Source organism: Gemmatimonas sp. UBA7669 (assembly GCF_002483225.1).
Lineage (GTDB): Bacteria > Gemmatimonadota > Gemmatimonadetes > Gemmatimonadales > Gemmatimonadaceae > Gemmatimonas.
Genome location: NZ_DLHL01000003.1, coordinates 19393 through 43450, shown reverse-complemented (window position 1 = coordinate 43450; position 24058 = coordinate 19393). Strand labels below are relative to the sequence as shown.

Below are 24058 nucleotides of genomic sequence, written 5' to 3'. Positions count from 1 at the left end.
GCTAGCATAGGGGATGTCACTCCCCCCTGTGCGTTCCAAGCTGGTGTTGCTGGGCTCAGCCATCGCGTTCTGCGCGCCTGAGCTCTGGGCCCAGTCGCAGGCGCCGCGCCGCGCCCTGCTGCCCATCGATTTCACGCAGTCGGCCGAACACGGCTGGCTGGCCAAGCCCGTCCTCGCACGACGCGTGCTGGACGACCACACACGACCCGGCACCTGGACACTCTCGGGTGCCGGCACGCTGACGGTGCTGCCGGCACCGGTGCTGGGCGACATGCGTGCGCTGCGTGTGGACATGCGCCTCAACCGCGCACCCAACCTGCCCGAGCGCCCACGCTTGCCGGCGGTGAATCTGCGCCGCGCCGTGGCCAATGAAGACTGGACGGCCTACAACCGTCTCGTGATCTGGCTGCGGCCCGACTTCACCGGCATGCCGGTGTTGCCGCTGCAGCTCGTCATGCACAACGACGGTGCCATCAAGGTGCCCGATCGCTACAACCGCGAAGGCACCCACGTGATTTCGCTGGCCAAACCGGGCTGGCAGGCGGTGATGTGGGAGATCGATCCACTGGCGCGGGACAAGGTCACGCGGCTCGAGATCGGTTACTTCGTCAACAAGATGCTGGCGGCACCCGATGACCGCGTGGCCTTCGAGATCGGCGCCATTGAGCTGCAGCGCGTGGACCCCGATGTGCATACGGGCTGGGAAATCGGCGCGGGCAAGCTGGCCTTCAGCCACAGCGGCTATGCGCCCCGGTCCAACAAGTCGGCTCTGGCCTCGGCGCTCCGCGATTCCACCTTCGACGTGGTGCGCGTGGGCGACAATGCGTTTGGCGAGAGTGTGCTGCGCAAGCCGGTGCGTACGCTGCGCACACCCACCGGCACATTTCAACAACTCGACTTCAGTGAACTGCGCGAGCCGGGTCGTTATGTGCTGCGCACGAGTCAGGGGCTCACACGACCCTTTGCCATTCATGACACAGTATGGCATCCGTCGGTGTGGAAGTCGCTCAACTTCTACTACGGCAATCGCTGTGGCTTCGACGTACCGGGTGTGCATGGCATCGATCATCTCGACTGGTTTGCCACGCTTGGTACGCAGCGCCTCACCATGAGTGGCGGTTGGCACGATGCGGGCGATCTGTCGCAGGGGGTCATCAACACCGGCGAGGGGGCTTACGCCATGTTTGCGCTGGCCGAGCGACTCGCCGCGCAGGGTGGCAGTGAGGCCCTGGTGGAGCGCCTCATCGAGGAAGCTACCTGGGGCCTCGATTGGGTGTTGCGTGTGCGCTTCGACGGTGGATATCGCGTGGGCTTCGGACCGCACAACTTCTGGAGCAACAACATCGCCGGCGATGCCGACGACCGGCTGGTGGAAGCCAAGAACAATCCCAATGCCAACTACATCGCGGCAGCAGCGGGTGCCATCGCCTCGCGTGTGCTCCGCGGCCGTGACCCGGCGCGTGCCGCAGAAGCGCTGCGCATTGCGCGTGACGACTGGAATCACGCCATCGTGGGCATCGAGGGGCCGAGCACCTGGCACACACCGGCCTTTGCGGCGTCGCGCATGGAGCTGGCGGCCATTGGCATCACCGCGTCGCTGGAGCTCTGGCGCGCCACCAACGAGGCGCGCTATCGCGACAAGGCGGTGGAATTGGCACGGGTGGTAACCGCGTCGCAGCAGGTCACGCGTGTGGGCACGACGTTGCCGCTGTCGGGCTTTTTCTACACCGGTCCCGATCGCGACACGATCTTTCATCAGTTCCATCGCGCCGCCGATCAGGCGCCCATCGTGGCGCTGGGGCAACTGGTGGCGCTGCTGCCGCAGCACGGCGAGTGGATGAACTGGTATGCCACCATTGTGCGCTATGCCGAGTACCAGAAGCGCAGCGCGCAGAACACGGCACCGTACGAAGTGTTGCCGGCGTACGTGTATCGCGTGGTGGACAGCGTGCAGGTGCCCGACTCCGGCGGCCGCTATATGGAGAAGCAGAGCGAGTACGCCGAACAGGTGCGCGCCGGCACGGCCATGGGAGAGGGTTGGTATTTGCGCACCTTCCCCGTGTGGTTCCAGCGACGCGGCAACTACGGCGTGTTGCTCTCACAGGCCAAGGCGCTGTCGGCGGCGTCGCGTGTGCGCGGCGATCGGGCAGGCTTTGAATTGGCCACGCGGCAGGCGGAGTGGGTGGTGGGCCGCAATCCGTTCTCGCAGAGCACGCTGTATGGCGAAGGCTACGACTGGGCGCAGCAGTACAGCGTGAGTTCGGGCGACATGGTGGGTACGTTGCCAGTGGGCATGCAGAGCCGCGGCACGAGCGATCTGCCGTACTGGCCGTCGCAGAACATGTACGTCTACAAGGAAGTGTGGGTGCACTCCAACAATCGCTGGCTGTGGCTCATGGAAGACCTCATGAGCGGGGTCCAGCCAAGCGAGCACTTCACCCTGACTGATACGACATCAGCGAACGGCCTGATCACGTTGCGGCTCACGCTGCGCGCCGAACCGGGCGCTGCCGCGCAACGCAGCCGTCAGGTCACATTGCAGGCCGACAATCTCACCTTGCGCGGTCCGGCCACGCAGACGGTCACGCTGCGCAACGATGAGCCAGTCGTGCTGACCTGGACGGCGCGGCGGCGTGACGCGCGCGCGCCGTGGGTGGCGGTGGTGCGCGACGAGGCGACTGGCCAGATGGCCGATCGATACCGGCCGTAGGAACCATCGGGACATTCAGTCAAATCGAACACATGACCCGGAACCTGAACTCAAAACCCCAAACTGATCAGTTTCGGGTTCTGGGTTCATGTTCCGGGTTCCGAGTTTGGTGGTGGTTTACTTCCCCGCGACCTTCTCCACCTGCTCCATGACCCGCAGGAGATTGCCACCCCAGATCTTGGCGATCTCGGCTTCCGTGTAGCCGCGGCGCACGAGCTCGGCGGTCACATTCACCGTCTCGCTCGCACTGCGCCAGCCCTCCACGCCACCGCCGCCGTCGAAGTCACTGCTGATGCCGACGTGGTCGATACCAATGCGCTTCACCACGTAATCGATGTGATCCACGAAGTCCTTCACCGTGGCTGGCGGATCACTGGGATAGCGACGGGCCGTGATGTCTTCCTGCGCGGCCAGGAACGCATTGCGTCGGTCGTTGGGCAGGGCTTCAATCGCGCGCTGCACCTCGACACGTGAAGTGGCGGTGATGCCGTACTGTTTGCGCAGCTCCGCAATGGCCGCCTCACGTTCGGCGTCACGACGGGCGTTGCACTTGGTGTAGCTGTTGAACGCCACGAGTTGAATAACGCCGCCGTTCTTCTTGAGCGCGTCGAGCTGCTCGTCGTCCATGTTGCGGCTGTGCCCGCAGAGCGCGCGTGCACCCGAGTGCGAGGCAATGATGGGTGCCTTGCTCAGCGCCACCGTCTGCAGCATGCTCGCCTTCGACGGATGCGAGACGTCGATCATCATGCCCAGGCGGTTCATCTCGGCGATGACCTGACGGCCAAGCGGCGAGAGTCCGTTGTGCAGCCACACGCCATCGCGTTCCCCGGTGTTGCTGTCGGAGAGCTGCGAGTGGCCGTTGTGGGCGAGTGACATGTAGCGGCCACCGAGATCGTGGAACTTCTTCACGTTGGTGATGTCGCTGCCAATCGGAAATCCGTTCTCGACACCGATGAAGATCACACGCTTGCCGGCCTTGTGGATGCGCCGCGCGTCGGCGGCCGTGTAGGCAATTTCCGCGCGCTGTGGTGCCAGCTTTTCGGTGAGGCGGTGAATGGCCTCGAATTTCTCGATGGCCTGTTGATGTGCGCGTGCGTAGCCGTCGGCGTTGAGATTGGCCGTCTGCCCCACGTACACGATGAGAAACGCCCCGGCCAGGCCCCCCTCCTCCATCTTCACCAGGTCGACCTGGGTGCGTGGGAGTTTGCTGGTGTAGTTCGGGCCCGTTTCGGTGAAATTGGCGGGCGAAATGTCCACATGCGTGTCGATGGACAGCACCTTGGCCTGCAGCGCACGGGCGGTGGCCATGACTGCCGCTTCATCGGTGACGGGCTTACCGGACTGGGCGTCGAGAGTAAGAATAGGGAAGGCGGACGCCAGTAGCGCGCCCAGCGGCCGGGTAAGGGCCCGGCGGACCTGAAGTGCACACATGGGGGTAGGGGAGGGAAGACGAGAGTGCAGTACGTCTGACCGGCGGGCCGAGTCCGACCCGCCCGGTGCATTCAAACTACGCGGCGCTGACACGACCCGCTGTCGTGCGGGCAATTGGTGCGGCGTGACACCACCCGGAGGACATGGCATGCTGATCCAGGTGAACACGGTCAAGAATCTCGAGACGACGCCCAACTTTCTCACCAAGGTCGAAGACGACCTGCGTGAGGCTCTCGCGCGATTCGGTACCTATGTGACGCGCGTGGAGGTGCACTTGCATGACGTCAACGCCGACAAGTCCGGCGCCGCCGACAAGCAGTGCGTCCTGGAGGCCCGCCTCAGCGGCCGTGATCCCGTGGCTGTGACGCATGCGGCAGATCGTCTCGAGACGGCCTGGGTGGGCGCTCGGGACAAGCTGGTGCGCTTGCTGACCCGTGTGGTCGACAAGCACCGTCATCCCAAGGGACACGATCCCTTCGACGCGCTGCCGGCCTGATCCGCCGCGCGTCACCAAACGAAAGGGCCGGATACGTCAGATGACGTGTCCGGCCATTGTGTTTTGTGGCAAGGCTTCGGTGACGCGCGGCGACTAGCGTTTGCCCAGCGCCGCCGGTGACGCGGCCCGTCCACTGGCGCCGGCCAGTACGGCCAGGGTGAGCAGATAGGGAAGCGCAAGGAACAGCTGATACGGCACGCCCGTCCAACCCATGGATTGAAACAGCGTCTGCAGGCTGTTGGCCGCGCCGAAGAGCAGGGCCGCCCCCAGCACGGGAATGGGTCGCCAGCGACCCAGCACCACAATGGCGATGGCAATGAAACCGCGACCCGCGGACATGTTCTCCACGAAGGTGCCAGCCTGCGCCAGCACGAGCGTGCTGCCGGCCAGTCCGGCCATGGCGCCGGCAAAGAGCACCGCCGCCGCCTGCCAGCGCCGCGGGCGAATGCCAGCGGTGATTGCGGCATCAGGCGCCTCGCCAATGGCGCGCAAAGCAAGCCCGGCATGTGTGCGCGCCATCCACCATGCGAGCAGCGGCGCCATCCCCCACGTGAAATAGGTAATGAGCGGCTGCGCAAACAGCGCGCGGCCCACGAGCGGAAGCGCCGACACGCCGGGCAGCGCCACCACGCCGGCGGTGGGCGTGGCCAGTGCCACACCACTCACACCAAAGAGTGAGCGATACAGCGTGCCGGTGAGTCCAAGGGCAAACAGCGTAATGGCCGTTCCGGTGATGATCTGGTCGGCGCGCAGCCCCACGGTGAACAGGGCAAAAAGCGCTGCCACCAGCAGACCACAGAGCGCGCCGGCCGCAAAGCCTCCACCCACGCCAACCAATCCCGCGGCGACCGTGGCACCCAGCGCCCCCGCAATGATGGACCCTTCGAGTCCGATGTTGATGACGCCGGCCTTTTCGCTCACACACTCGCCAAGCGCCGCCAGCGCGAGTGGCGTGGCCGTACGCACGGTGGCTTCGAGAAACGCGCCGCCGGCATCGGGCGCGACATCAAGGGCCAGTGCGATCATCAGGTCCCCGACTCGGCAGGGCGGCCCGACGTACCGCGCGCGATGGTGGACTGCCCCACAAAACGATCGGCGGCGACGATGAGCAGGATGAGCATCGCCACAACCACCGACACCACCACATTGGGTACGCCGGCGTCACGCTGCATGGCGTTGGCGCCGGCATCGAGTGCGCCGAACACGAGCGCCGACACCAGCACACCGAGCGGGTGCAAGCGCGCCAGCAGCGCCACGGCAATGGCGGTGTAGCCATAGCCGGGCGAGAAGTTTTCGTAGAGCGCGAAGGTGATGCCGAGGTACTCCACCGCCCCACCAAGTCCTGCCAGCAGTCCACTGCCAAGGAAAGCCAGCAGGACCGTGCGCGACACGTTGATGCCGCCGGCAGACTGCGCCGCGCTGGGCGACGCCCCAACGGCACGCACGCGGAATCCGCTGGCGGTGTGGCTGAGCCACCACCACATGAGCACGGCAGCGAGCACGAGTAGCGGGACGCCGGCGTGCAGCCGTGTGCCGTCCAGCAACACCGGCAGTTGCAGCGCCGAGGGTAGCGTGTCCGACTGCGGATTGATGCGCGTGGGTTCCTGCAGCGGGCCACGCACGAGATAGCCCGTTACATAGAGCGCGAGAAAGTTGAGCATGATGGTGCTGATGACTTCCAGCACACCAAAGCGCGCGCGCAACACCGCGGCCACACCGGCCCAGCCTGCACCGGCCACACCACCGCACAGGAGCAGGAGCGGAATGGCCAGCCAGGGACTGACATGTGCCAGAGGCAGTGACAGCGCCGTGGCTGCCGCCGCACCCATGAGCAACTGCCCTTCGGCGCCCACGTTGAGGAGTCCCGCGCGAAAGGCCAGCGATACGGCCAGCCCCGCAAAGCCAAGCGGCACCATGCGCACCAGCGTGGCCGACGTGAACGCGTAACTGCTGCCCACGGCGCCGCGCACCAGCGCTGACAGGGCCGGCCCCACCGCGTGACCGGTGAGCAGCAGCAGGCCCACCAGCATCAGCAGCGCGATGGCGGCCACACCAAGGAGTATGCCGGCCTGGCGCAGTGGCTCGCGGATCTGCCTGGGCCATTGGGCGGCGCGCCGCGACATCATGTGAGGGCCTCCGTGACACCAAGCATGGCCCGCCCCACCGCGTCGCGATCATGGGACACGGGCACGACCTGCCCGGCATGCATGACATACACGCGATCAGCCAGCGCCAGCACCTCATCGAGATCCCCGCTGTACACCAGCACCGCCGCGCCATCGTCACGCGCCGCGCGCAGGGCGTCCTGCACGGCGGCGGTGGCGCGAATGTCGAGTCCACGCGACGGGTTCTCGACGATCAGCGCCTCAGGCTGCTCATCCAGTTCCCGGCCAAGCACAAACTTCTGCTGGTTGCCACCCGAGAGCGTGCGTGCGATCACATCGCTTGCCGCCGCGCGCACATCAAAGGCGTTCATGCGTTCCGCGGTGCGCGCACGCCAGATGGCCCAGCGCATGCGCCCGGTCCGCGTACCGGCCCCACGCAGCGCGAGGTTTTCGAACAGTGGCGCGTCGAGCAGCAGGGCGTCACGATGACGATCCTCGGGCACGAAGCCCACGCGTGTCGGACGCTCCACCACTCCGCTCTGCGCCGCATGCCGCCCGGCCAGGAGACGCAGCAGTGCGTGCTGACCGGATCCTTCCACGGCGGCTACTCCGACGATCTCGCCGGCGTGCACCACCAGTGAGGCGCGGCGCAGTTGCTCCACACCACGCTCGTCGCGCCAGCTCGCGTGCTCGAGTCGCAGGACGACGCGTGCGCGCGAGGCGGCGGTCGACGGTGCGTGCGATGCGGTGGGCGATGCGGTGGGCGATGCGGTCGGCGATGTGCTGTCGCCCGCCCGATGGACCGCGGCCGCATGATCGCCGAGCATGGCGTCGGTGAGTTGGGCCGTCGTGCTGGCCGACGACGCAGCCGTGTACACCGTGCGTCCTCGGCGCAGCACCGTAATGTCGTCGGCCGTACTGAGTGCGTCCTGCAACTTGTGCGTAATGAGCACCACGGCGTGCCCGTTATCGGCAAAGCGCCGCACCCAGGTCAGCAGCTCGCGTGCTTCGGCGGGCGCGAGCACGGCGGTGGGTTCGTCGAGAATGAGCAGGCGCGCATCACGCGCGAGGGCTTTGACGATTTCGCAGCGTTGCTGCGCGCCCACCGGCAGTGTGCTCACGCGCGCGTCGGGGTCGAGCGCGAGTCCCGTGCGTTCGGTCAGCGCGCGCACTCGTGCGGCCGCGTCACGCGGATGGAAGCGCCCGTGTCCACCGAGTGCCACATTCTCCGCTACGGTCATGGCCGGCACCAGCGAAAAGTGCTGATGCACCATGCCGATGCCACGCGCGAGTGCGTCGGCCGGTGATCGCAGTGTGAGGCTCTGGCCCTGCCAACGCAACACGCCCTCATCGGGAGCGAGCATGCCGAAGGCCACGCGCATGAGCGTGGATTTGCCGGCCCCGTTTTCACCGAGCAGGGCGTGCACGGTGCCCGGCTTCAGGTGCAGCGAGGCGCCGTCGAGTGCGCGCACGCTGCCGAAGGAATGCGTGATGCCTTCCAGCGAGAGCAGCATCGCTCCCGCAGCCTTGGTGCTCACGATCCGGTGGGCAGGTGCAGGAACGTTGACGGGAGGCCGAAGCGCTGCGTCAGCCAGGCGCCGACGGCCTGCACGCCGAGTGTCTCGGTGGCGTAGTGGCCGGCATAGATCACGCAGAGGTCGTGTTCAATCGCGTCCACCGTGGTGTGGTGCGGCCCCTCACCCACAATGACGGTGTCGATGCCACGCTCGCGCGCCTCGCGCAGCGTGTCGCTGTTGGCGCCACCGCCCGTGCAAATGGCCCAACGTCTGGTGCGCCGTCCTTCGACGGGGACCGAGCTGCGCGCGCTACTGCCGTAGGCGGCAGCAAAGGTCCGCACGCGGGTCATGAGGTCCGCGGTCGGCTCATCGCACTCACCGGACACACCAATCTCGATGGTCTTGAAGCGCGCGAAGCCGGCCGTCGGGTTGAGCCCCAGCGCGGCCGCCAGCTGCACGTTGTTGCCCAGCGTGGGGTGTGCGTCGAGTGGCAGATGCGTGCTGTAGACGGCGAGGTCGGCGCCAAAGAGGGTGCTGAACTTGGCGTAGGGCACCCCCGTAAGCGGCTGCGCGCCGCCCCAGAAGAGCCCGTGGTGCACCACGAGCAGGTCGGCGCCTTCGCGCGCGGCCGCCGTCACGGCGGCGTGTGAGGCGTCCACCGCCACGGCCACCTTGTGCACCATCCCACGATTGGCCACCTGCAGGCCGTTCATGGCCGGCGGATAGTCGGGGATGTCCGCGGTGCGCAGTTCCGTGTCGAGCGCCGCCACCACGTCATGCAGCGCAATACCAGAAGCAGACATCAACTGTTCACCGCCATGGCTCACTTGCCGCCGGACGCCGCCGGCGGAGTGGTCCAGGACTGCAGATCCTGCAGGGCGGTGAAACTGCCGTTTCGCAGCAGGACACCAACCGAGTCGCTGGCGGCGAGGGCGGCGGCGGGAATGCGATCCTTGAGCTGCGCGTTGAGCTCGAGACGCACGATATCGTCCTTCACACCCAGATTGATGACGCGACCGGTGAACGTGCCCGCCTGAATCTCCCGCGCGATGCGCAGGAAGGCCTTGGGCAGATCGATGACGACGCTGCCGAGAATGACGTCGGGTGCGACGTCGTTCTGGTTGGCGTTGGTGCCGAAGGCGAGGATTTTCTTCTCTCGCGCCGCCTGAAAGATGCCCAGACCGGCGGCGTCCGCATTCTGAAAGATTACGTCCACACCGCGACCGATCTGTGCGAGCGCCTGTTCGCGCGCCGCACTCACGTCTTCCCAGTTGCCGATGTAGGACGTGATGACTTCGATGTCCGGCCTGACCGACCGTGCGCCACGCGTGAAGGCCTCGAAGCTGGCGCGCACCGGCGGAAACTCCTGACCGGCAATGAGGCCCAGCTTGTTGCTGCGCGACACACTCGCCGCGATGATGCCCGCCTGATACGACGCCTCTTCGAACGCGAAGGCAATTCCGGCGAGGTTGGCGGCGGTGGCTCGCCCTGAGGTGATGACGTAGTTGGTGCGTGGATATGAGCCAGCCACGCGTGCTGCCGGCTCCTGGTACTCGAAGCCGTTGCCGATGACCATGGCGTACCCCTGGGCCCCATACTGCCGGAAGTTCTCCTCGAACTCGGCAGGCGTGCGGGTTTGGATGTGGCTGATTTGCGCGCCCAGTGAATCACGCAGGCCAACCAGACCTTCGTAGGCAATGCCGTTCCACGAACGGTCGGAAATGGGGCCCGGCGTCAGCAGCGCCACCTTGAAGCTGGCGCCGGCCGCCGCAGAGTCTGCGGTGCCGTCCGCCTGCTTCCCGCCGCAGGCGGCGAGGGTGCCCGCTGCCAGCACGCCAAGCGTGAAACGGGAGATAGCCGACTTGATCATGGTGTTGTCCTGAATGTGTTGCTGATGTGACGCGCTAGTGGCGTCAGTTCAGTCGAGCGAAATACCGAGCAGCTCGAGCAGGCGCTCCAGGTCGTCGTTCGAGAAGAACTGGATGCGCACCTCGCCCTTGTCCTTGGCCGACAAATTGATGGACACCGTGGTCTGCAGACGGCGGCGCAACTTCTCCTCAAGCTGACGGACCACCGCCCCGGAGGCGCCAGGGGGCGTGGCCGTCGCTGAATTGTCGGCCTTCTTGGCTGCTGGGGCTTTGGGGCGTTCCGCCTGCACCCGCCGCTCGACTTCACGCACCGACCACTGCTGCGCCACGGTCTCCCGGGCCAAGTCCACGATGGCCCGCTCGGTTCCCAGCGCCAGCAGGGCGCGCGCGTGGCCGGCCGAGAGCTGCTTCTCCTGGAGCATGCGGCGCACGCTGGCCGGCAGTTGCCGGAGCCGGAGGGCGTTGGCCACGGTCGAGCGGTCCTTGCCGACCACGTCCGCCACTTCCTGGTTGGAGAGGCCGAAGTCGTCGATGAGACGTTGGTAGCCTTCGGCTTCTTCAATGGGATCGAGGTCGGCACGCTGGAGGTTCTCGATCATGGCCAGCGTGGCCAACTGACGGTCGTCGACCTCGCGCACGAGGGCCGGGATGTCGGTCCAGCCCAGACGGGTTGCGGCACGGTAGCGGCGCTCGCCCGCGATCAGCTCGTAGCCGTGGCCACCCGGGGCCGGACGCACGGTGATGGGCTGGAGCAGGCCATTGGTACGCAGGCTGGCTTCGAGGTCCGCCAATTCCTCAATGCGGAATTCTTTGCGGGGCTGATACGGATTTGCCCGAATCTGGGAAATCTGCAGCGTGCGCAGGTTGCCGGCGGCGTTGGCGGGCTCGGTGCTCGCCGGGGCGGCGGCGCTTCCGCTGGCCGCGGCGGGGGCCTGCGCGTTCTCCGCGCCGGCTTGCGCGGGCGCTTGCTCGGTGGGCGCGGTCCGGCTCTCGGCGGGCTTGGGATCTCGTCGAGCGAGGAGGGCGTCGAGCCCACGTCCGAGGCGGCGCGGCGGTTCAGGCGTCATGCGAGGAGGCGGGTGAGGCAGGGTCGGAGGCCGACGATGTGGCGGCCGGGGCGTCGGGTGCGGCCTGGCTCGACGGGTTCGCGGCGGAGGCATCCGGGGCGGCCGAGTTCATTCGGGCGATGAGCTCGTGCGCGACGGCCATGTACGCCTGCGCGCCAACGGAAGCCACGTCGTACACCACAATCGGCTTGCCGAAGCTTGGGGCCTCAGCGAGACGGATATTGCGCGGGATGACGGTCTGGAAGACGCGGTCGCCGAAGTGGGCGCGGGCATCGGCCGCCACCTGGCGCGAGAGGTTGAGACGGGCGTCGTACATGGTGAGCAGCACGGCGTCCACGTCGAGCGCTGGGTTCACCGAGTCCTGCACGCGCTGCACGGTGCTGAGGAGCTGGGACAGCCCCTCGAGCGCGTAGTACTCGCACTGCAGCGGAATGAGCAGGGCATCCGCGGCCACGAGCATGTTGAGCGTGATCAGCCCCAGTGAGGGCGGGCAGTCGATGAGGATGACGTCGTAGCGATCGCGGATGGGCGCGAGGGCGTCGCGCATGCGCGTCACGCGGTCCTCGACATCCACCAGCTCGACTTCCACGGCCGCGAGATCGGGTGTGGTGGGCAGGACGTCGAGGTGGCGGAACTGCACGCCGCGTACGAGGGCCTGATCGATGGTGGCTTCGCCGAGGAGGACGTCGTAGGTGTGCGCGGAGAAGTCATCGCGGGAAATGCCACAGCCCGAGGTCGCGTTGCCCTGGGGGTCGGCGTCGATGAGCAGGGTGCGTTGCTCAGCGACGGCCAGCGAGGCCGCGAGGTTCACAGCGGTGGTGGTCTTACCGACACCGCCCTTCTGATTAGCTATGGCGAGGATGCGTCCCACGGGCTCTTCGATTGGGGTTCTCTGGGGAGGCGAAGTATAGGGCGCCGGACGCGCGGGGACCATGGTAACGCGGTCATTCCCGGGCCAATTGCTGCGTTGGTGTGCCCGCGTGGCGGTTTGGGCCGGACATTTCGAGGAGGAGATCACGACGTTTCACGTGAAACGCCTTTCCACGCGTCCTCTCGACCTGACTGATTACCACGGATTCCGCGGACAAGTGGGGAAACCACAGGATGGGGACTGGTGCAGAGGGCGAGCCCAGGTGATTCCTGAGTCTTGGCAGCCATTGGGTATGGATCTTGGCTCATTTGGACCGTCGCATGTCTCGGCACGGAGTCAATCCGGCAGTTTCCGTGCGTTTCCGCGTGATCCGCGACAAGGCAGTTCAACGGCATTCGCATTCGCACAGATCACGGTGTTTCACGTGAAACGGCTTCCCACACGGACCATGGCGCCACGGCAGGCGGTGCTGAACTGCCTTGTCGCGGATGACACGGAAACGCGCGGAAACAGCCGGATCGGCTCCGCCTGATCGTCAGCCTTCTCGTTTCAGGCTGACCTGTCCTGTGGCTTCCCTGTTGGCCGTGCAATCCGTGGTGATCAGTCAAACAACAACGCCCCGGAGCAGCGGGCTCCGGGGCGTTGTTGTGGCATGTCTGCGATCGGACGGCGTCAGCGGTTCTGAAAGCGCCAGCGGGTCGTGACCTGCACACTGACAGTGCTCGTCCCGGCACTGACCTCCGTCGGGGCGCCGGCGGCGTCCATCTCCATCTTGGCCATGGCCATCATCGGGCGAGGATCCGGTCGCTCGAAGTCGTTGATCATGATCTCGAGCAGCCCACCAAGCTGACCACCCGCTGCACGGGCTGCGACTTCGGCCTGACGGCGCGCCGTCGCCACCGCCTGAGCCAGCGCCTCTTCCTGCGCCTTCGCGCGGTCCTTCACAAAGAAGTCGAGGCCGGCCACCCGGTTGGCGCCGTTGTTCAACCCGGCATCGATGATCTGGCCCGCCAGGTCCAGCTTTTCCGTCTCCACGCTGACGATGTTGCTCACCTGGTAGCCGTCGATCACCACCCGCTTGAGCTTGTCATCGTAGCGCTGGATCGGCATCACACTGTAGTTGAGCGTACGGATCTGCGCCTGCGGTATTCCAAGAGCGCGAATGGCCTTCAGCACAGCAGCCTGCTTCTGGTTGTTCTCGGCCGCCGCCGCCGCGGAGGTCTTGGCCTGCGTTTCCACGCCGACCTGCACCCGGGCCCGGTCAGGTGCCACCTGCACCTCGCCGCGCGCCGACACCATGATCGCCGGCGGGGGCTCGGGGGCCACGGTCTGGGCCGCTACGGGCCGTGCAAATCCGGCCGCCACCAGTCCGGCGCCATACCATATAGTTCGGGACGTAAACGACCGCTTGATTGCTCGTGGCATGCCTGCTCCCGCGACGGGGATGAAAGTTGAAGAACTCGGGACCACTGCTCCTGCTACCTGAACGGACCCCGGACTGTCACCAAGGTTCGATGGTTCCAAAGTTCCGGCTTGGGCGAGACACCATTACACAAAGACATTATCAGCACACTATACGATCACAATAAGGCCAGTTAAAACAAAACTGACCAGCTAAACCAACAACTTCAGCTTCACGCAGAACTGGACGCCGGTCGAGTACGATGTAGCTCGAAGAGCAGGTTCTGGAGATCCGCGGGGCTGATGCCCGGGATGCTGCCTGCCTGGGCCATCGTGCTGGGGCGAACCGCCGCGAGCTTTTGCCTCGCCTCGACAGACAGGGTGGTCAGCTCCTCGTATACCAACCACGCAGGAAGCCGCAGCGTACCCTGCGCCGCCAGCCGCGCCGCCCGCGCCCGCTCCTTCTCGAAATACCCGGCGTATTTGATCTCCAGTTCGGCACCGACCACCGCGTCGCCGGGCAGGTCGCTTCCCACGCCAGCCACGGAGAACAGCGCGGCCAGCGATACGTCCTGCCGCTTGGCCAGCTCCGCCGCGCGCACCGCATGCTGCAGCGGCCGTGAGCCCACCGATTGCAGCACCGGATCTGCAACAGCCGGCGCCATGCTGGTGGCCTCCGCCAGACGCAGCGCCTCGCGCACCGCATCCAGTCGCCGCGTCATATGCGCCTCCTCAGCGCCGGACAACAAACCCAGTTCCGCCGCCCTGGGACCAAGTCGCGCGAGTGCGTTGTCCTGCCGCACCGTGAGCCGGAATTCGCTGCGCGACGTGAACAGCCGATAGGGCTCGTCCACACCACGCGTGACGAGGTCGTCGATGAGCACGCCGATATAGCTCGTTTCGCGGCCGAGGATGAGCGGATCGCGCTCCAGCACGTGATGCGCCGCATTGATGCCCGCCACGACGCCCTGTCCAGCGGCCTCTTCGTAGCCGGTCGTGCCATTCACCTGGCCCGCGAAAAACAGTCCCGCAATGGCGCGCGACTGCAGCGAGGCCTCGAGTTGTGTGGGCGGATAGTAGTCGTACTCGATGGCGTAACCGGCGCGGGTCATGCGTACGTGCTCAAGGCCGCGCACGGTGCGCATCACGGCGAGCTGCACCGGGGCCGGCAGCGACGTGGAGAGCCCGTTCACATACATCTCCTGCGTGTCGTGCCCCTCGGGCTCGAGAAACAGTTGATGTCGTGACTTGTCGGGAAACTTCACCACCTTGTCTTCGACACTCGGACAGTAGCGCGGTCCACGCGAGGCAATGGCGCCGCCATACATGGCTGACTGCCCGATATGCTCGGCGATGTAGTGTGTGCCTTCAGCTTCCAGCCAGGTAATCCAGCACGGCAGTTGCGCGGGATGTCGTCCACGGCGCGGCGTGGTCCAGAAGTGCGACCATGAATAGTCGAACGCGTCGATCTCGCTGTCCTGCTGCTCGAGCACGTCGATCTGCACGGAACGCCCGTCGATGCGAGGGGGCGTGCCGGTCTTGAAGCGCAGCGTGGTCAAACCCAACGCATCCAATTGCTCGCCAAGCCACAGCGACGCGGCCTCGCCCGCACGTCCACCACTGATGCGGGTGTCGGTGCCGATGTGCATGGTGCCGCGCCCGAAGGTGCCGGTGGTCAGCACCACGGCGCGCGCGCCGAAGCGGCGGCCTTCGCGCGTCTCCACCCCGGCCACGCGCGGCGTACCCGTGGCGCCGGCGTCGAACAGCAATCGGGCGACCATGCCCTGGATGGTCATCAGATTGGGGTGCGCCTCGAGCAACTGCCGCGCGGCGCGACGATACAGTCCGCGATCGCATTGCGCGCGTGGTGCCCACACGGCCGGACCCTTGCCGCGGTTGAGCATGCGGAACTGCAGCGTCGCCATGTCGGTAGCGCGCGCCATGATGCCACCCAGTGCATCCACTTCACGCACCACCGTGCCCTTGGCAATGCCGCCGATGGCGGGATTGCACGACAACTGTCCGATCTGTTCGAGCGCGCCGGTAATGAGCGCCACCTGCGCTCCTGTGCGCGCCGCGGCGACGGCGGCCTCCGTGCCGGCATGGCCACCGCCCACCACGATGACATCAAAGTGGGCCTCGAGCGCCGCGCTATCCGGCGAAATCATGGCATCGGCGAAGGACATCAGTGCAGCGAGAAAAGTGACGGGGAAACGGACAAACGACGCACCGGACGCCAGCAAACCTGCGGCGGGAGTACCGGCGTGCGCGGTCTGCCCGCAGATTGGAGACGTATGCCCCTCATGTTATCGCACACCGCGCCCTGCGTGCTCATCCGCCGCGAGGCCTTTGAACGGGTCCAGCTCACCCGCGCCCAGATCGACGAGGCCTTCAACCTCACGCCCGAAGAGTTCCGGGTCGAGGGCGGACTCATCGTCATTGGTCCGCTGGTCGGCGAGGACTCGGCATCGGATCTCATCGCCCAGCTCGAGGACGCAGGGCTCGTGTACTACGACGACTTCTTCGAGCTGAGTGGCAACTGGCCGGAGTGGCTGCGTCTGTTTGCGATGGACCAGACGCGCTGAAACCGTGCGCGCCAGAGGGCATGGCGCGATTCACGCATCCACGCATCACTGCGGCGCAGCACGCCTTCCCAGCCACAGGCCAGGCACCAGCTGCGCCGGAAGCGGCGGGCAAAAAGCTTCCACCAGCCGCTGCGCTCCACCGCCGACGTGTGCTCGTCGCAGACCGGGCACTGCTCGCCTTCGGGGAACATGCCGCAGAACACCTTGGTGAGCAGCACAAACATGGCCAGCTGCAGCGCGCTGATGACCGCGATGAAGATGGCCGCGTCCGTCCAGCTCCAGCGGCCCGGCATCAGAGCCGCTGCTCCACACTGGCCCAGGGCTCGCAGACGGCCACGCCCTCATCCAGGTGGTCGATGACGACCTCGGTGCCCACCGCCAGCGCTTCGCCATCCATGGCGCGCACCGGCAACTGATACTCGGCGCCGTCGAGCGTGTAGAGCAAGCGCCCCACGCCGCCAGCCGGCGCGGCGTCCACTACTCGTGCCAGGGTGCCCTGCAGCAGAAAGCGTGTGTCCACCTGATCGGCGCGGGCGCTGGGAATGGCCCAACGCGCAATGAGCAACGCCTGCAAAGCATAGGCGGCGGCCCCTGCACCAAGGGCGACGAGCAACTGGGCATACCACGGCCACTCGACGTAGCGCGTGAGCAGATAACCGGTCAGCCCAAAAGCAAAGGCAAAGGCGGCGACGCTGGACAGGTTGAACAGCGCCGAGGGCTCAGAGGCCGGGTTGTGCTCAGTGCGGCGTTCGTGGGGCGCGCCATGCGGCAGCGCGCGGCGCTCGGTGCCATGCAGCATGGCCACCACGCCGAGGACGAGCCCTGTCAGCAGGAAAGCGAGAGTTACAGCGGTCACGTCATGTACCGTTCAGGAAAACGCAGCAACAAGAGGAAGTCTAGACGACCCGGTAGCGCTTCGCATCGGCAAAGGCCTGGGCCAGGAACTCGGCCGCCCGCCACTCCCCGTAATACCAGGCCGCCCAGGGCCAGCCGCCGGCGGTAAAGCCCACGTGGCCGCCGCGAGACGGGAACTCGGGTGTTACCCAGTCGGACGCCGCCGACCCCTGCAGCTGTTCCCGGACCTCGCCGAGCACCTGGGGCGGCAGGAACGGGTCGTCCGCGGCGTTCAGGAGCAGCGTGGGCACCCGGATGCCGCCAAGGTACGGCAGTGAACTGGAGCGCTCGTAGTAGTCGGCGGCGCTGGCAAAGCCGTGGACGGGTGCGGTGAAGGCGTCGTCAAACTCCCAAAGGGTGCGGATGCGGGGCAGTGTAACACGGTCCCGCAGCTCGGCGTGACGGGCGAGCTTGTGCTGCGCCTTGGGAATGAGCGACTTGAGGAAGAACTGTTCGTATACTGCGCCGAAACCGCGCCCAATCTGTCTCGACGCGCGGGCCAGATCGAAGGGCACAGACATGGCGACGGCTCCGCTTATGAGCCCATTCGCCGCCGGCCCGAGCTCGCCAAGCAACTTGCAGAGCACGTTGCCACCCAGCGAGACGCCGACCACGCCCAGAGGGACGTTGGGGAAGGCATGGCGAAGCCGTTCGAGGACAAAGCGGGCGTCGCCGGTATCGCCGGAGTGGTAGGAGCGCGGTAGGCGGTTGGGGGCCGAACCACAGCTGCGGAACAGCAGCAGGTCGGCGGCCCAGCCACGCGATTGGGCCTCACGGAACAGAGCACGAACGTAGTGCGAGTGGGTGCCGCCTTCGAGGCCATGCAGAACGAGGAGCCGAGGCTGCTCCTGAGCGGATGAATGGGGCCGGCCGGTGGCCTGTGCTTCTGGCGCCAAGCGCACCAGCTCAATGAAGTCCCCGTCGGGGGTGTCCCAGTGCTCGCGTGTGATTGGCAGGGCACGGCTGCCCAGTTGCGGTTCCCGCCGGCCCAGTCGCCCCCAGAGCGTGGCCGAATGAGGGTCGGGCAGCCACCAGGCCGGGTCATACTCGCGCGTCATGCGGGAATTCTAGTGCCCCTCGCGCATCGCGTCGCCGGGCGCGAGGTTGCGCGGTCAACTCCGCAGGTTGCGCTTCCCTCTGTCCGTTTCCGGCCGCGTGCTTTCCCGCCTCGTTCGCAATCTCACGTTTCAGGTGCTGGTGGCCGTCTCGCTTGGCGTGGCCCTTGGTGTGGCGGCGCCCGATACAGCCAAAGCCCTCAAGCCGCTCGGCGACACCTTCATCAACCTGGTGAAGATGGTCATCACGCCCATCATCTTCCTCACCATTGTGCATGGCATCGGCAGCATGGCCGATCTGCGCAAGCTGGGGCGGGTGGGCGGCAAAGCCGTGCTCTACTTCGAAGTCGTGTCCACCTTCGCGTTGGCGATTGGTCTGGTCGTGGTGAATGTGACCAAGCCTGGGGCGGGCCTCGACATTTCCGCGATGGCCACCGGCGATGTGAGCAAGTACACCAGTGCCGGTGCGCAGCAGAGTACGCTCGAGTTTCTGTTGCACATCGTGCCAAGCAACATCGTGGCGGCGTTTGCCGGTGGTGAACTGCTGCCGGTGGTGTTCTTCTCCATCTTGTTTGGTGTGGCGCTCACCGCAGTCGGCGACGCGGGCCGTGACCTCATGGACCTGCTGGTGCGACTGCAGGCGGTGTTCTTTCGCATTGTCGCCATTGTGATGAAGGTGGCGCCCATTGGTGCGTTTGGCGCGATGGCCTACACGGTGGGCGCGTTTGGTCTCAAGACGTTGCTGCCACTCGGGCGTCTGATGCTCGACGTGTATCTCACCATGGCCGTGTTCATCTTTGTGGTGCTGGCCCTGATTTGCCGCGCCTACGGTTTTCGGCTGTGGCGATTCCTGCGTTACATCCGCGAGGAGATTCTGTTGGTGTTGGGTACGTCCAGCAGTGAGGCCGCGCTGCCGCGCATGCTGGAGAAGCTCGAGCGCTATGGTTGCGCGAAGCCGGTGGTGGGGCTGGTCATTCCCACGGGCTACTCGTTCAATCTCGACGGCACGAGCATCTACCTGAGCATGGCCACGATCTTCATTGCGCAGGTGTATGGCATTGATCTGTCATGGGGTGAGCAGCTCACGCTGTTGGGCATTCTCATGCTGACCAGCAAGGGCGCCGCGGGCGTGACGGGTTCCGGCTTCATTGTGCTGGCGTCCACTCTGGCCGCCACGCGCACGGTGCCGGTTGAGGGAGTGGCGCTGCTGCTGGGCGTGGACCGCTTCATGAGCGAGGCGCGGGCCATCACCAATCTCATCGGCAACGGCGTCGCCACGCTGGTCGTGTCGCGCAGCGAAAACGCGTTTGATGACGAGAAGCGGGCGATCGCCGAGGCGGAGGCGGGGATAAGCGCGTAGCGCGGGAACGGGCCCGAAACCCGGGCCCGCTGTCCACCATCATCCCGGTCTGCCTGTCCACCATCATCCCGGTACGTTCGGGGTCAATGCGGTGTGATGCGGGTGCCGTCGTTGGGCGTCGTGCCGGGAAGTGAGGGCAGCGCTTCGCGCTCCGGGCGACGCGTGGCCATGAGGTTGTTGATGAAGCGCTGGCCTTCGGACAGGCGTTCCACCTCGATGGCAATGGCGTCCACGGCCTGCTGCAGGCGGTCGTCATTGCGCGCCGCCTGGGGCAGAGCCAGCGCCTCTTCACGCGCCTTGCGACGACCACGCGCCACGCCGAAGCGCCAGAGCACGGCCCCAAGCAGCAGCAGGCCGACCGCCTCGATGGCCATGGCGCGCTGATACTCATTGGCCTGTGCGCGCAGCATGCCGTCCACCTGAGAGCCGGTGGGCGGAATGACTGCGATGGCAGTGCCCGGATTGCTCGCGACCACCGGGTCGGTCGTGCTTGCAGGCTCTCCCTCGATCGCGATGGGTGTCTGCATGGCCTCGTCGATTTGCCGGTCCGCGTCGGCGAGTCTCCGTTCGAGCGTCTGCAGTCGGGTGCCGATTCGGGCGATGGTCGCGTCGTACTCCTTGACCATGTCCATGTCGCCGCGGGCCTGCGCGTTCAGTCGCTCCTGCCCAATTCGCCCCCGCTCGGCGATGGTGTTCTGGTACTGCTCAGCGATGATCTCGCGACGTTGCTGCAGGTTCTGCAGCTGCACCATGGAGATGACGTTGCTGACGCTGGGGGTCGCGGCCGCGCCGCTGGTCTCCTGGTACATGGATGCAGTCTCCACTTGGGGGCGCGACGGATGGGAAGGCGGGGTGGTGGCAAGGGACGCGGCACGCCGGTCCGCTGCCTTGGTTTACGCCCTCGTCTGAGGGGCAGTTTCACCGGCTGATGACCGGCCCACCCAGTGCCAGCACGGCGCACACGCGAGTAGTCTTTCTGCCCATGGCCGCTTCCGACCTGCAAGTACAGATCTTTGGCACCAAGAAGAACGCCGAAACGCGCAAGGCGCTCCGCTTTTTTGCGGAGCGCCGAGTGAAGACACACTTCGTGGATTTGGCGGAGCGCGCCGCCGCCATCGGCGAGCTCAAGCGTTTCGTGCTGAAGTTCGGCATTGAGGGCATTCTCGACCGCGACAGCAAGCGTTTTGCCGACCTCGGCTTGCGCACGGCGCTCTACGGCGAGGAGCGGTGGCTGAGCATCCTCGCGGATGAGCCGCTTCTGCTCAAGCAACCGCTGGTGCGCTGTCAGCAGAAGCTGTGTGTTGGTGTCGACGAAAAACTGTTCAAGGAGTGGCTGGCCTGAAGCTCGTGAACACCACACCGTCGGGCGTGTCGCCGGCCGGGATTTCGCGCACAACGCGGCGCGCGTTCACGTCCACCACGGCGACCACGCCCGCGCTGCTGAACGAGAGAAAGGCGTAGCGCCCTGCGGGCTCGAAGAAAATGCCCTGCGGTGCCTTGCCGGGCAGATCGAGGCGGCCCAGTTCCTTGCGGGTGGCGCGGTCGACGAAGCGCAGCGACTCGCCACGCAGATCGGGCAGCAGCACGGTGCGGTTGTCGGGCGAAAACAGCACACGATAGGGCCAGCCGAAGCCCTCGGCGGCCGTGCTGACCTGTCCGGTGCCCGCGTCCACCACACTCACCTTTCCGGTGGCATTGCTGCCCACCCAGACCTCCTTGCCATCGGGCGTGACGTTGATGGCCTCGGGCTGCGCAGGCACGCTCACGGTGCGCAGTGCGACCCCGCGCACGAGGTCGAGTTCGGACACGGTGTTGCTGCCGATGTCGCCCGTCCAGCCGCGTGTGCCGTCGGCTGTGACACCCACCATGTGCGACCCGGCCTGATTGGTGAGCACGGTCCTGGCGATCTCGCCGGTGGCGAGGCGTACGAGCAGCACGGCCCGATTGGCCTCGACGGTGACGGCGGCGATGGAATCACCGGGCAGCAGCACAATGCCGTGCGGCCGCCGATTGTCGCCGAGGCTGATGGTGCGAGCCACGCGGCGATTGGCGATGTCGATGACGGTGAGTGTGCTGCCGGGCTGCGAACCGGTGCCGTAGTCGGTCACCACCGCGGTGCGGCCGTCCCGGGTGATCACGATTTCGTGCGGGCCGTGTCCGGTGGGCAGGGTGGCAAGTGTGCGGCCGGAGGCCACGTCCACGAGGGTGGCGGTGGACGGCTGCTTGTTGGTGATGATGAGCGTGCCCGTAAGTCCCGCCTGCGCCCTGGCAGAGGAGGCAGGCAACAGGGATATCAGCATGGCGGGCAGCATGGCCGGCACGGCGGTACGGGCCAGCTGACGGAGCCGGATGACGGCGGAATGCGTGTGGGCCAGATGTGACATGCGGGACTCCCGGGTGAGGTATGGCGGGGCGATGCCAAACGGTCGCAATGGTCAGGGCGGTCCCCTAGCCGGACGGCGGCCCACGCCACACACTCGTACGATGGCTTCCCCACGCCCGTCGCGCCAATCATCCCGAAGTGAGTCACGGTCGCGATCAGCGGCGCGACGCGGGGATGGATCGTCCGCCAGTCCATTGGCTTTTGGCGGGACGTTTTCCGGCACCCTGTTCACCTACCCCGGCAAGGGGGGATGGACGTTCGTGGAGGTGCCGTCGGGTCTGGCGCCGCCCGTCACCCATGGCTGGGGCCGTACACCGGTGACGGCCACCGCGCTGGGGAGCACCTGGGAGACCAGCGTGTGGCGTGGCAAGGACGGACGCACGCTGCTCGCGCTGCCCAAGGCGGTGCGTCAGGGGGCGGGCCACGGTGACGTGGTGCAGGTAACGCTGCAGTTTCGCACGCTCTGAACCGGGCGGGCTGTCGCGCCGAGGCGCGGCTCATCCGCTCATGACCTGAGGAGGTGGACCCGTGCTCTCTCCGATCGTTGCCGGTGTGTGGCGCATGGCGGCGTGGCAGTGGACGCCACAGGAGCGTCTGCGCTGGATCGAGCAGTGTCTTGAGCTGGGCATCACGAGCTTCGATCATGCGGACATCTACGGCAGCTATACCGTGGAGACGCTCTTCGGCGAGGCACTGGCGCTAGCGCCCGAACGCCGTCAGCAGATGCAGCTGGTGAGCAAGTGCGGCATTCAGCTGGTGTCGCCGCAGCATCCGGGCACGCGCATCAAGCACTACGACAGCTCGGCGCGGCACATCGTGCGCAGCGTGGAGCAGTCACTGCGCGCGCTGCGCACCGATCGTCTCGACCTGCTGCTGTTGCATCGTCCCGATCCGCTCATGGATGCGGACGAAGTGGCGGGGGCATTCGAGAAGCTGGCGGATGACGGCAAGGTGCTGGCGTTTGGCGCGTCCAACTTCACACCGGCGCAATTCGAGTTGCTGCACGCGCGCTATCCGCTGGTCACCAATCAGGTGGAGTGCCATCCGCTGCATCGGGCGCCCATTACCGATGGCACGTTCGATCAGGCGCAGCGTCTGCGCGCGCGGCCCATGATCTGGTCGCCGCTGGGTGGCGGCGCGCTGTTCACCAGTGAAGGGAGCGATGTGCAGCGTGTGCAGCAGGCGGTGGCCACGTTGGCCGCGCGCCACGAGGTCACGAGTACGACCATTGCCTTTGCCTGGCTGCTGCGGCTGCCCTGTCACCCGCACCCCATCACCGGCTCGCGTCGTCTGTCGGTGCTGGAGGAGGCGGTGGCTGCCACCCGCACGCGTCTGGATGCGCAGGACTGGACGGAGATTCTCGTGGCCGCCACGGGCGTGAACGTGCTGTAGTTTGCAGGTCGTTGCGCTGTTCACTGATTCTGCCTCGCCCTCTACTCGCTGCCTCGTGCACACTCTCTCGCGCTCGTTTGCCACCTTCTTCGTGGGCTGCGCCGTGGTGTTGTCCTCTGCCTGTGGTGCTGGTCGTTCGGCATCGGATGACTCGGCATCAAGCGATACGCCATCGACTGCCGAGGTGATCGCGTCGGCGGTGCCCGACTCCATCATCGATGGCTGGCCGCAGCATTCACGCGAGCGTCCTGCGCCACCGGTAGAGGACGCCGGTCCGTATGTGGTCGTGGCGCGCCCCGCCGACGCGGTCGTGCTGTTTGACGGCACGTCGCTGGACGCGTGGGAGATGGCGGACAGCAGCGCGGCCGCTTGGAAGATTGTGGGCGATGCGTTTGAGGTGGTGCCGGGCACGGGCACGATGCGCACGCGCGCGTCGTACGGCGACGTGGAGCTGCACATCGAGTGGATGTCGCCCAACCCGCCGGTGGGCAGCGATCAGGACCGCGGCAACAGCGGCGTGTTTTTTGGTGGCGGACGCTACGAGGTGCAGATCCTCGATTCGTTTGACAACCCCACGTACCCGGATGGGCAGGCGGCCGCGCTGTACGGGCAGTATCCGCCGCGTGTGAACGTGAGCCGCAAGCCGGGCGAGTGGCAGACCTACGACATTGTCTACACGGCGCCGCGTTTTGCCGATGGGAAGCTGGTGTCACCGGCCAAATTCACGGTGAAGCACAACGGTGTGCTGGTGCACGACAACCAGGCGCTGGTGGGGCCCACGGCCAATCGGGCGCGTGTGCCGTATTCGGTGCATGAGATGCGGCTGCCAATTCAGCTGCAGGATCATTCGCATCCGGTGCGGTTCAGGAATATTTGGGTGCGGGCGTTGTAGGACTGCGGTCGGGGTCGGGGTTCGCCATCCA

Annotated in this window: 23 protein-coding genes; 8 read left to right on the top strand and 15 right to left on the bottom strand. The window is 66.3% G+C overall.

Annotated elements, in window-relative coordinates; all coding sequences use genetic code 11:
* Positions 1-13 precede the first annotated feature (13 nt).
* Positions 14-2710: a glycoside hydrolase family 9 protein gene (locus B2747_RS00935; RefSeq protein WP_291155612.1), complete on the top strand. Its 2697-nt coding sequence runs from the start codon at positions 14-16 to the stop codon at positions 2708-2710.
* Between the two features lie 117 nt (positions 2711-2827).
* Here B2747_RS00935 and B2747_RS00930 read toward each other — a convergent pair whose 3' ends face one another.
* Complete coding sequence (locus B2747_RS00930; RefSeq protein WP_291155609.1) at positions 2828-4018, bottom strand: dipeptidase; 1191 nt, start codon at positions 4016-4018, stop codon at positions 2828-2830.
* A 271-nt stretch (positions 4019-4289) separates the two neighbouring features.
* On the opposite strand from B2747_RS00930, the gene B2747_RS00925 reads away from it, so the two are divergent.
* Positions 4290-4637, top strand: coding sequence for an HPF/RaiA family ribosome-associated protein (locus tag B2747_RS00925; protein WP_291155606.1), 348 nt, complete (start codon positions 4290-4292; stop codon positions 4635-4637).
* 93 nt (positions 4638-4730) lie between these two features.
* Here the strand turns inward: B2747_RS00925 and B2747_RS00920 are convergent, their stop codons facing one another.
* The 9 genes from B2747_RS00920 to mnmG all read right to left on the bottom strand — a co-directional run bounded on the left by B2747_RS00920 (position 4731) and on the right by mnmG (position 15652).
* Positions 4731-5663 (bottom strand): ABC transporter permease, encoded by a 933-nt coding sequence (locus tag B2747_RS00920; RefSeq protein ID WP_291155603.1) that lies wholly within the window; start codon positions 5661-5663, stop codon positions 4731-4733.
* Positions 5663-6763 carry an ABC transporter permease gene (locus B2747_RS00915; protein ID WP_291155600.1) on the bottom strand — a complete coding sequence of 367 codons (1101 nt, stop codon included), beginning with the start codon at positions 6761-6763 and terminating at the stop codon, positions 5663-5665. Before B2747_RS00915 ends, B2747_RS00920 begins: the two co-directional genes overlap by 1 nt.
* A complete protein-coding gene (locus B2747_RS00910) occupies positions 6760-8280 on the bottom strand; it encodes an ABC transporter ATP-binding protein (RefSeq protein ID WP_291155597.1) in 1521 nt (506 codons plus the stop codon). The genes B2747_RS00915 and B2747_RS00910 overlap by 4 nt, the downstream gene beginning before the upstream one ends.
* Positions 8277-9062, bottom strand: coding sequence for a Nif3-like dinuclear metal center hexameric protein (locus B2747_RS00905; protein ID WP_291155594.1), 786 nt, complete (start codon positions 9060-9062; stop codon positions 8277-8279). The genes B2747_RS00910 and B2747_RS00905 overlap by 4 nt, the downstream gene beginning before the upstream one ends.
* 20 nt (positions 9063-9082) lie before the next feature.
* Positions 9083-10129 carry a BMP family protein gene (locus B2747_RS00900; RefSeq protein ID WP_291155591.1) on the bottom strand — a complete coding sequence of 349 codons (1047 nt, stop codon included), beginning with the start codon at positions 10127-10129 and terminating at the stop codon, positions 9083-9085.
* A 48-nt stretch (positions 10130-10177) separates the two neighbouring features.
* A complete protein-coding gene (locus B2747_RS00895) occupies positions 10178-11194 on the bottom strand; it encodes a ParB/RepB/Spo0J family partition protein (protein ID WP_291155588.1) in 1017 nt (338 codons plus the stop codon).
* Positions 11184-12065: an AAA family ATPase gene (locus B2747_RS00890; RefSeq protein ID WP_343125841.1), complete on the bottom strand. Its 882-nt coding sequence runs from the start codon at positions 12063-12065 to the stop codon at positions 11184-11186. The genes B2747_RS00895 and B2747_RS00890 overlap by 11 nt, the downstream gene beginning before the upstream one ends.
* A gap of 672 nt (positions 12066-12737) precedes the next feature.
* Positions 12738-13391: an SIMPL domain-containing protein gene (locus B2747_RS00885; protein ID WP_291155585.1), complete on the bottom strand. Its 654-nt coding sequence runs from the start codon at positions 13389-13391 to the stop codon at positions 12738-12740.
* Between the two features lie 308 nt (positions 13392-13699).
* A complete protein-coding gene (gene mnmG / locus B2747_RS00880; RefSeq protein ID WP_291155582.1) occupies positions 13700-15652 on the bottom strand; it encodes a tRNA uridine-5-carboxymethylaminomethyl(34) synthesis enzyme MnmG in 1953 nt (650 codons plus the stop codon).
* A 117-nt stretch (positions 15653-15769) separates the two neighbouring features.
* Here mnmG and B2747_RS00875 point away from each other — a divergent pair, with 117 nt between their 5' ends.
* Positions 15770-16051 (top strand): hypothetical protein, encoded by a 282-nt coding sequence (locus tag B2747_RS00875; RefSeq protein ID WP_291155579.1) that lies wholly within the window; start codon positions 15770-15772, stop codon positions 16049-16051.
* Here B2747_RS00875 and B2747_RS00870 read toward each other — a convergent pair.
* From B2747_RS00870 to B2747_RS00860, 3 genes are read right to left on the bottom strand one after another with little or no spacing between them, the layout of a single operon-like run.
* Positions 15976-16344, bottom strand: coding sequence for a hypothetical protein (locus B2747_RS00870; protein WP_291155576.1), 369 nt, complete (start codon positions 16342-16344; stop codon positions 15976-15978). The two genes, B2747_RS00875 and B2747_RS00870, sit on opposite strands and share 76 nt — an antisense overlap.
* Positions 16344-16907 carry a hypothetical protein gene (locus tag B2747_RS00865; protein WP_291155574.1) on the bottom strand — a complete coding sequence of 188 codons (564 nt, stop codon included), beginning with the start codon at positions 16905-16907 and terminating at the stop codon, positions 16344-16346. The genes B2747_RS00870 and B2747_RS00865 overlap by 1 nt, the downstream gene beginning before the upstream one ends.
* A gap of 40 nt (positions 16908-16947) precedes the next feature.
* Positions 16948-18003, bottom strand: a complete 1056-nt coding sequence (locus B2747_RS00860) for a YheT family hydrolase (RefSeq protein ID WP_291155571.1) — start codon at positions 18001-18003, stop codon at positions 16948-16950.
* Positions 18004-18100: 97 nt separating this feature from the next.
* On the opposite strand from B2747_RS00860, the gene B2747_RS00855 reads away from it, so the two are divergent.
* Positions 18101-19360: a dicarboxylate/amino acid:cation symporter gene (locus tag B2747_RS00855; protein ID WP_291155568.1), complete on the top strand. Its 1260-nt coding sequence runs from the start codon at positions 18101-18103 to the stop codon at positions 19358-19360.
* Positions 19361-19443: 83 nt separating this feature from the next.
* Here the strand turns inward: B2747_RS00855 and B2747_RS00850 are convergent, their stop codons facing one another.
* Positions 19444-20169, bottom strand: a complete 726-nt coding sequence (locus tag B2747_RS00850; RefSeq protein WP_291155565.1) for a hypothetical protein — start codon at positions 20167-20169, stop codon at positions 19444-19446.
* Between the two features lie 119 nt (positions 20170-20288).
* Between B2747_RS00850 and B2747_RS00845 the strand changes: the two genes are divergently transcribed.
* On the top strand, positions 20289-20702 hold the full coding sequence (locus B2747_RS00845; RefSeq protein WP_291155562.1) for an arsenate reductase family protein: 414 nt from the start codon (positions 20289-20291) through the stop codon (positions 20700-20702).
* Here the strand turns inward: B2747_RS00845 and B2747_RS00840 are convergent.
* Complete coding sequence (locus B2747_RS00840) at positions 20683-21744, bottom strand: YncE family protein (RefSeq protein WP_291155559.1); 1062 nt, start codon at positions 21742-21744, stop codon at positions 20683-20685. The two genes, B2747_RS00845 and B2747_RS00840, sit on opposite strands and share 20 nt — an antisense overlap.
* 100 nt (positions 21745-21844) lie before the next feature.
* Between B2747_RS00840 and B2747_RS00835 the strand changes: the two genes are divergently transcribed.
* The 3 genes from B2747_RS00835 to B2747_RS00825 all read left to right on the top strand — a co-directional run bounded on the left by B2747_RS00835 (position 21845) and on the right by B2747_RS00825 (position 24027).
* Positions 21845-22210, top strand: a complete 366-nt coding sequence (locus tag B2747_RS00835) for a DUF1905 domain-containing protein (RefSeq protein ID WP_291155556.1) — start codon at positions 21845-21847, stop codon at positions 22208-22210.
* A 61-nt stretch (positions 22211-22271) separates the two neighbouring features.
* Positions 22272-23135 carry an aldo/keto reductase gene (locus B2747_RS00830; protein ID WP_291155553.1) on the top strand — a complete coding sequence of 288 codons (864 nt, stop codon included), beginning with the start codon at positions 22272-22274 and terminating at the stop codon, positions 23133-23135.
* A gap of 55 nt (positions 23136-23190) precedes the next feature.
* On the top strand, positions 23191-24027 hold the full coding sequence (locus tag B2747_RS00825) for a 3-keto-disaccharide hydrolase (protein ID WP_291155551.1): 837 nt from the start codon (positions 23191-23193) through the stop codon (positions 24025-24027).
* The last annotated feature ends 31 nt before the right edge of the window (positions 24028-24058 follow it).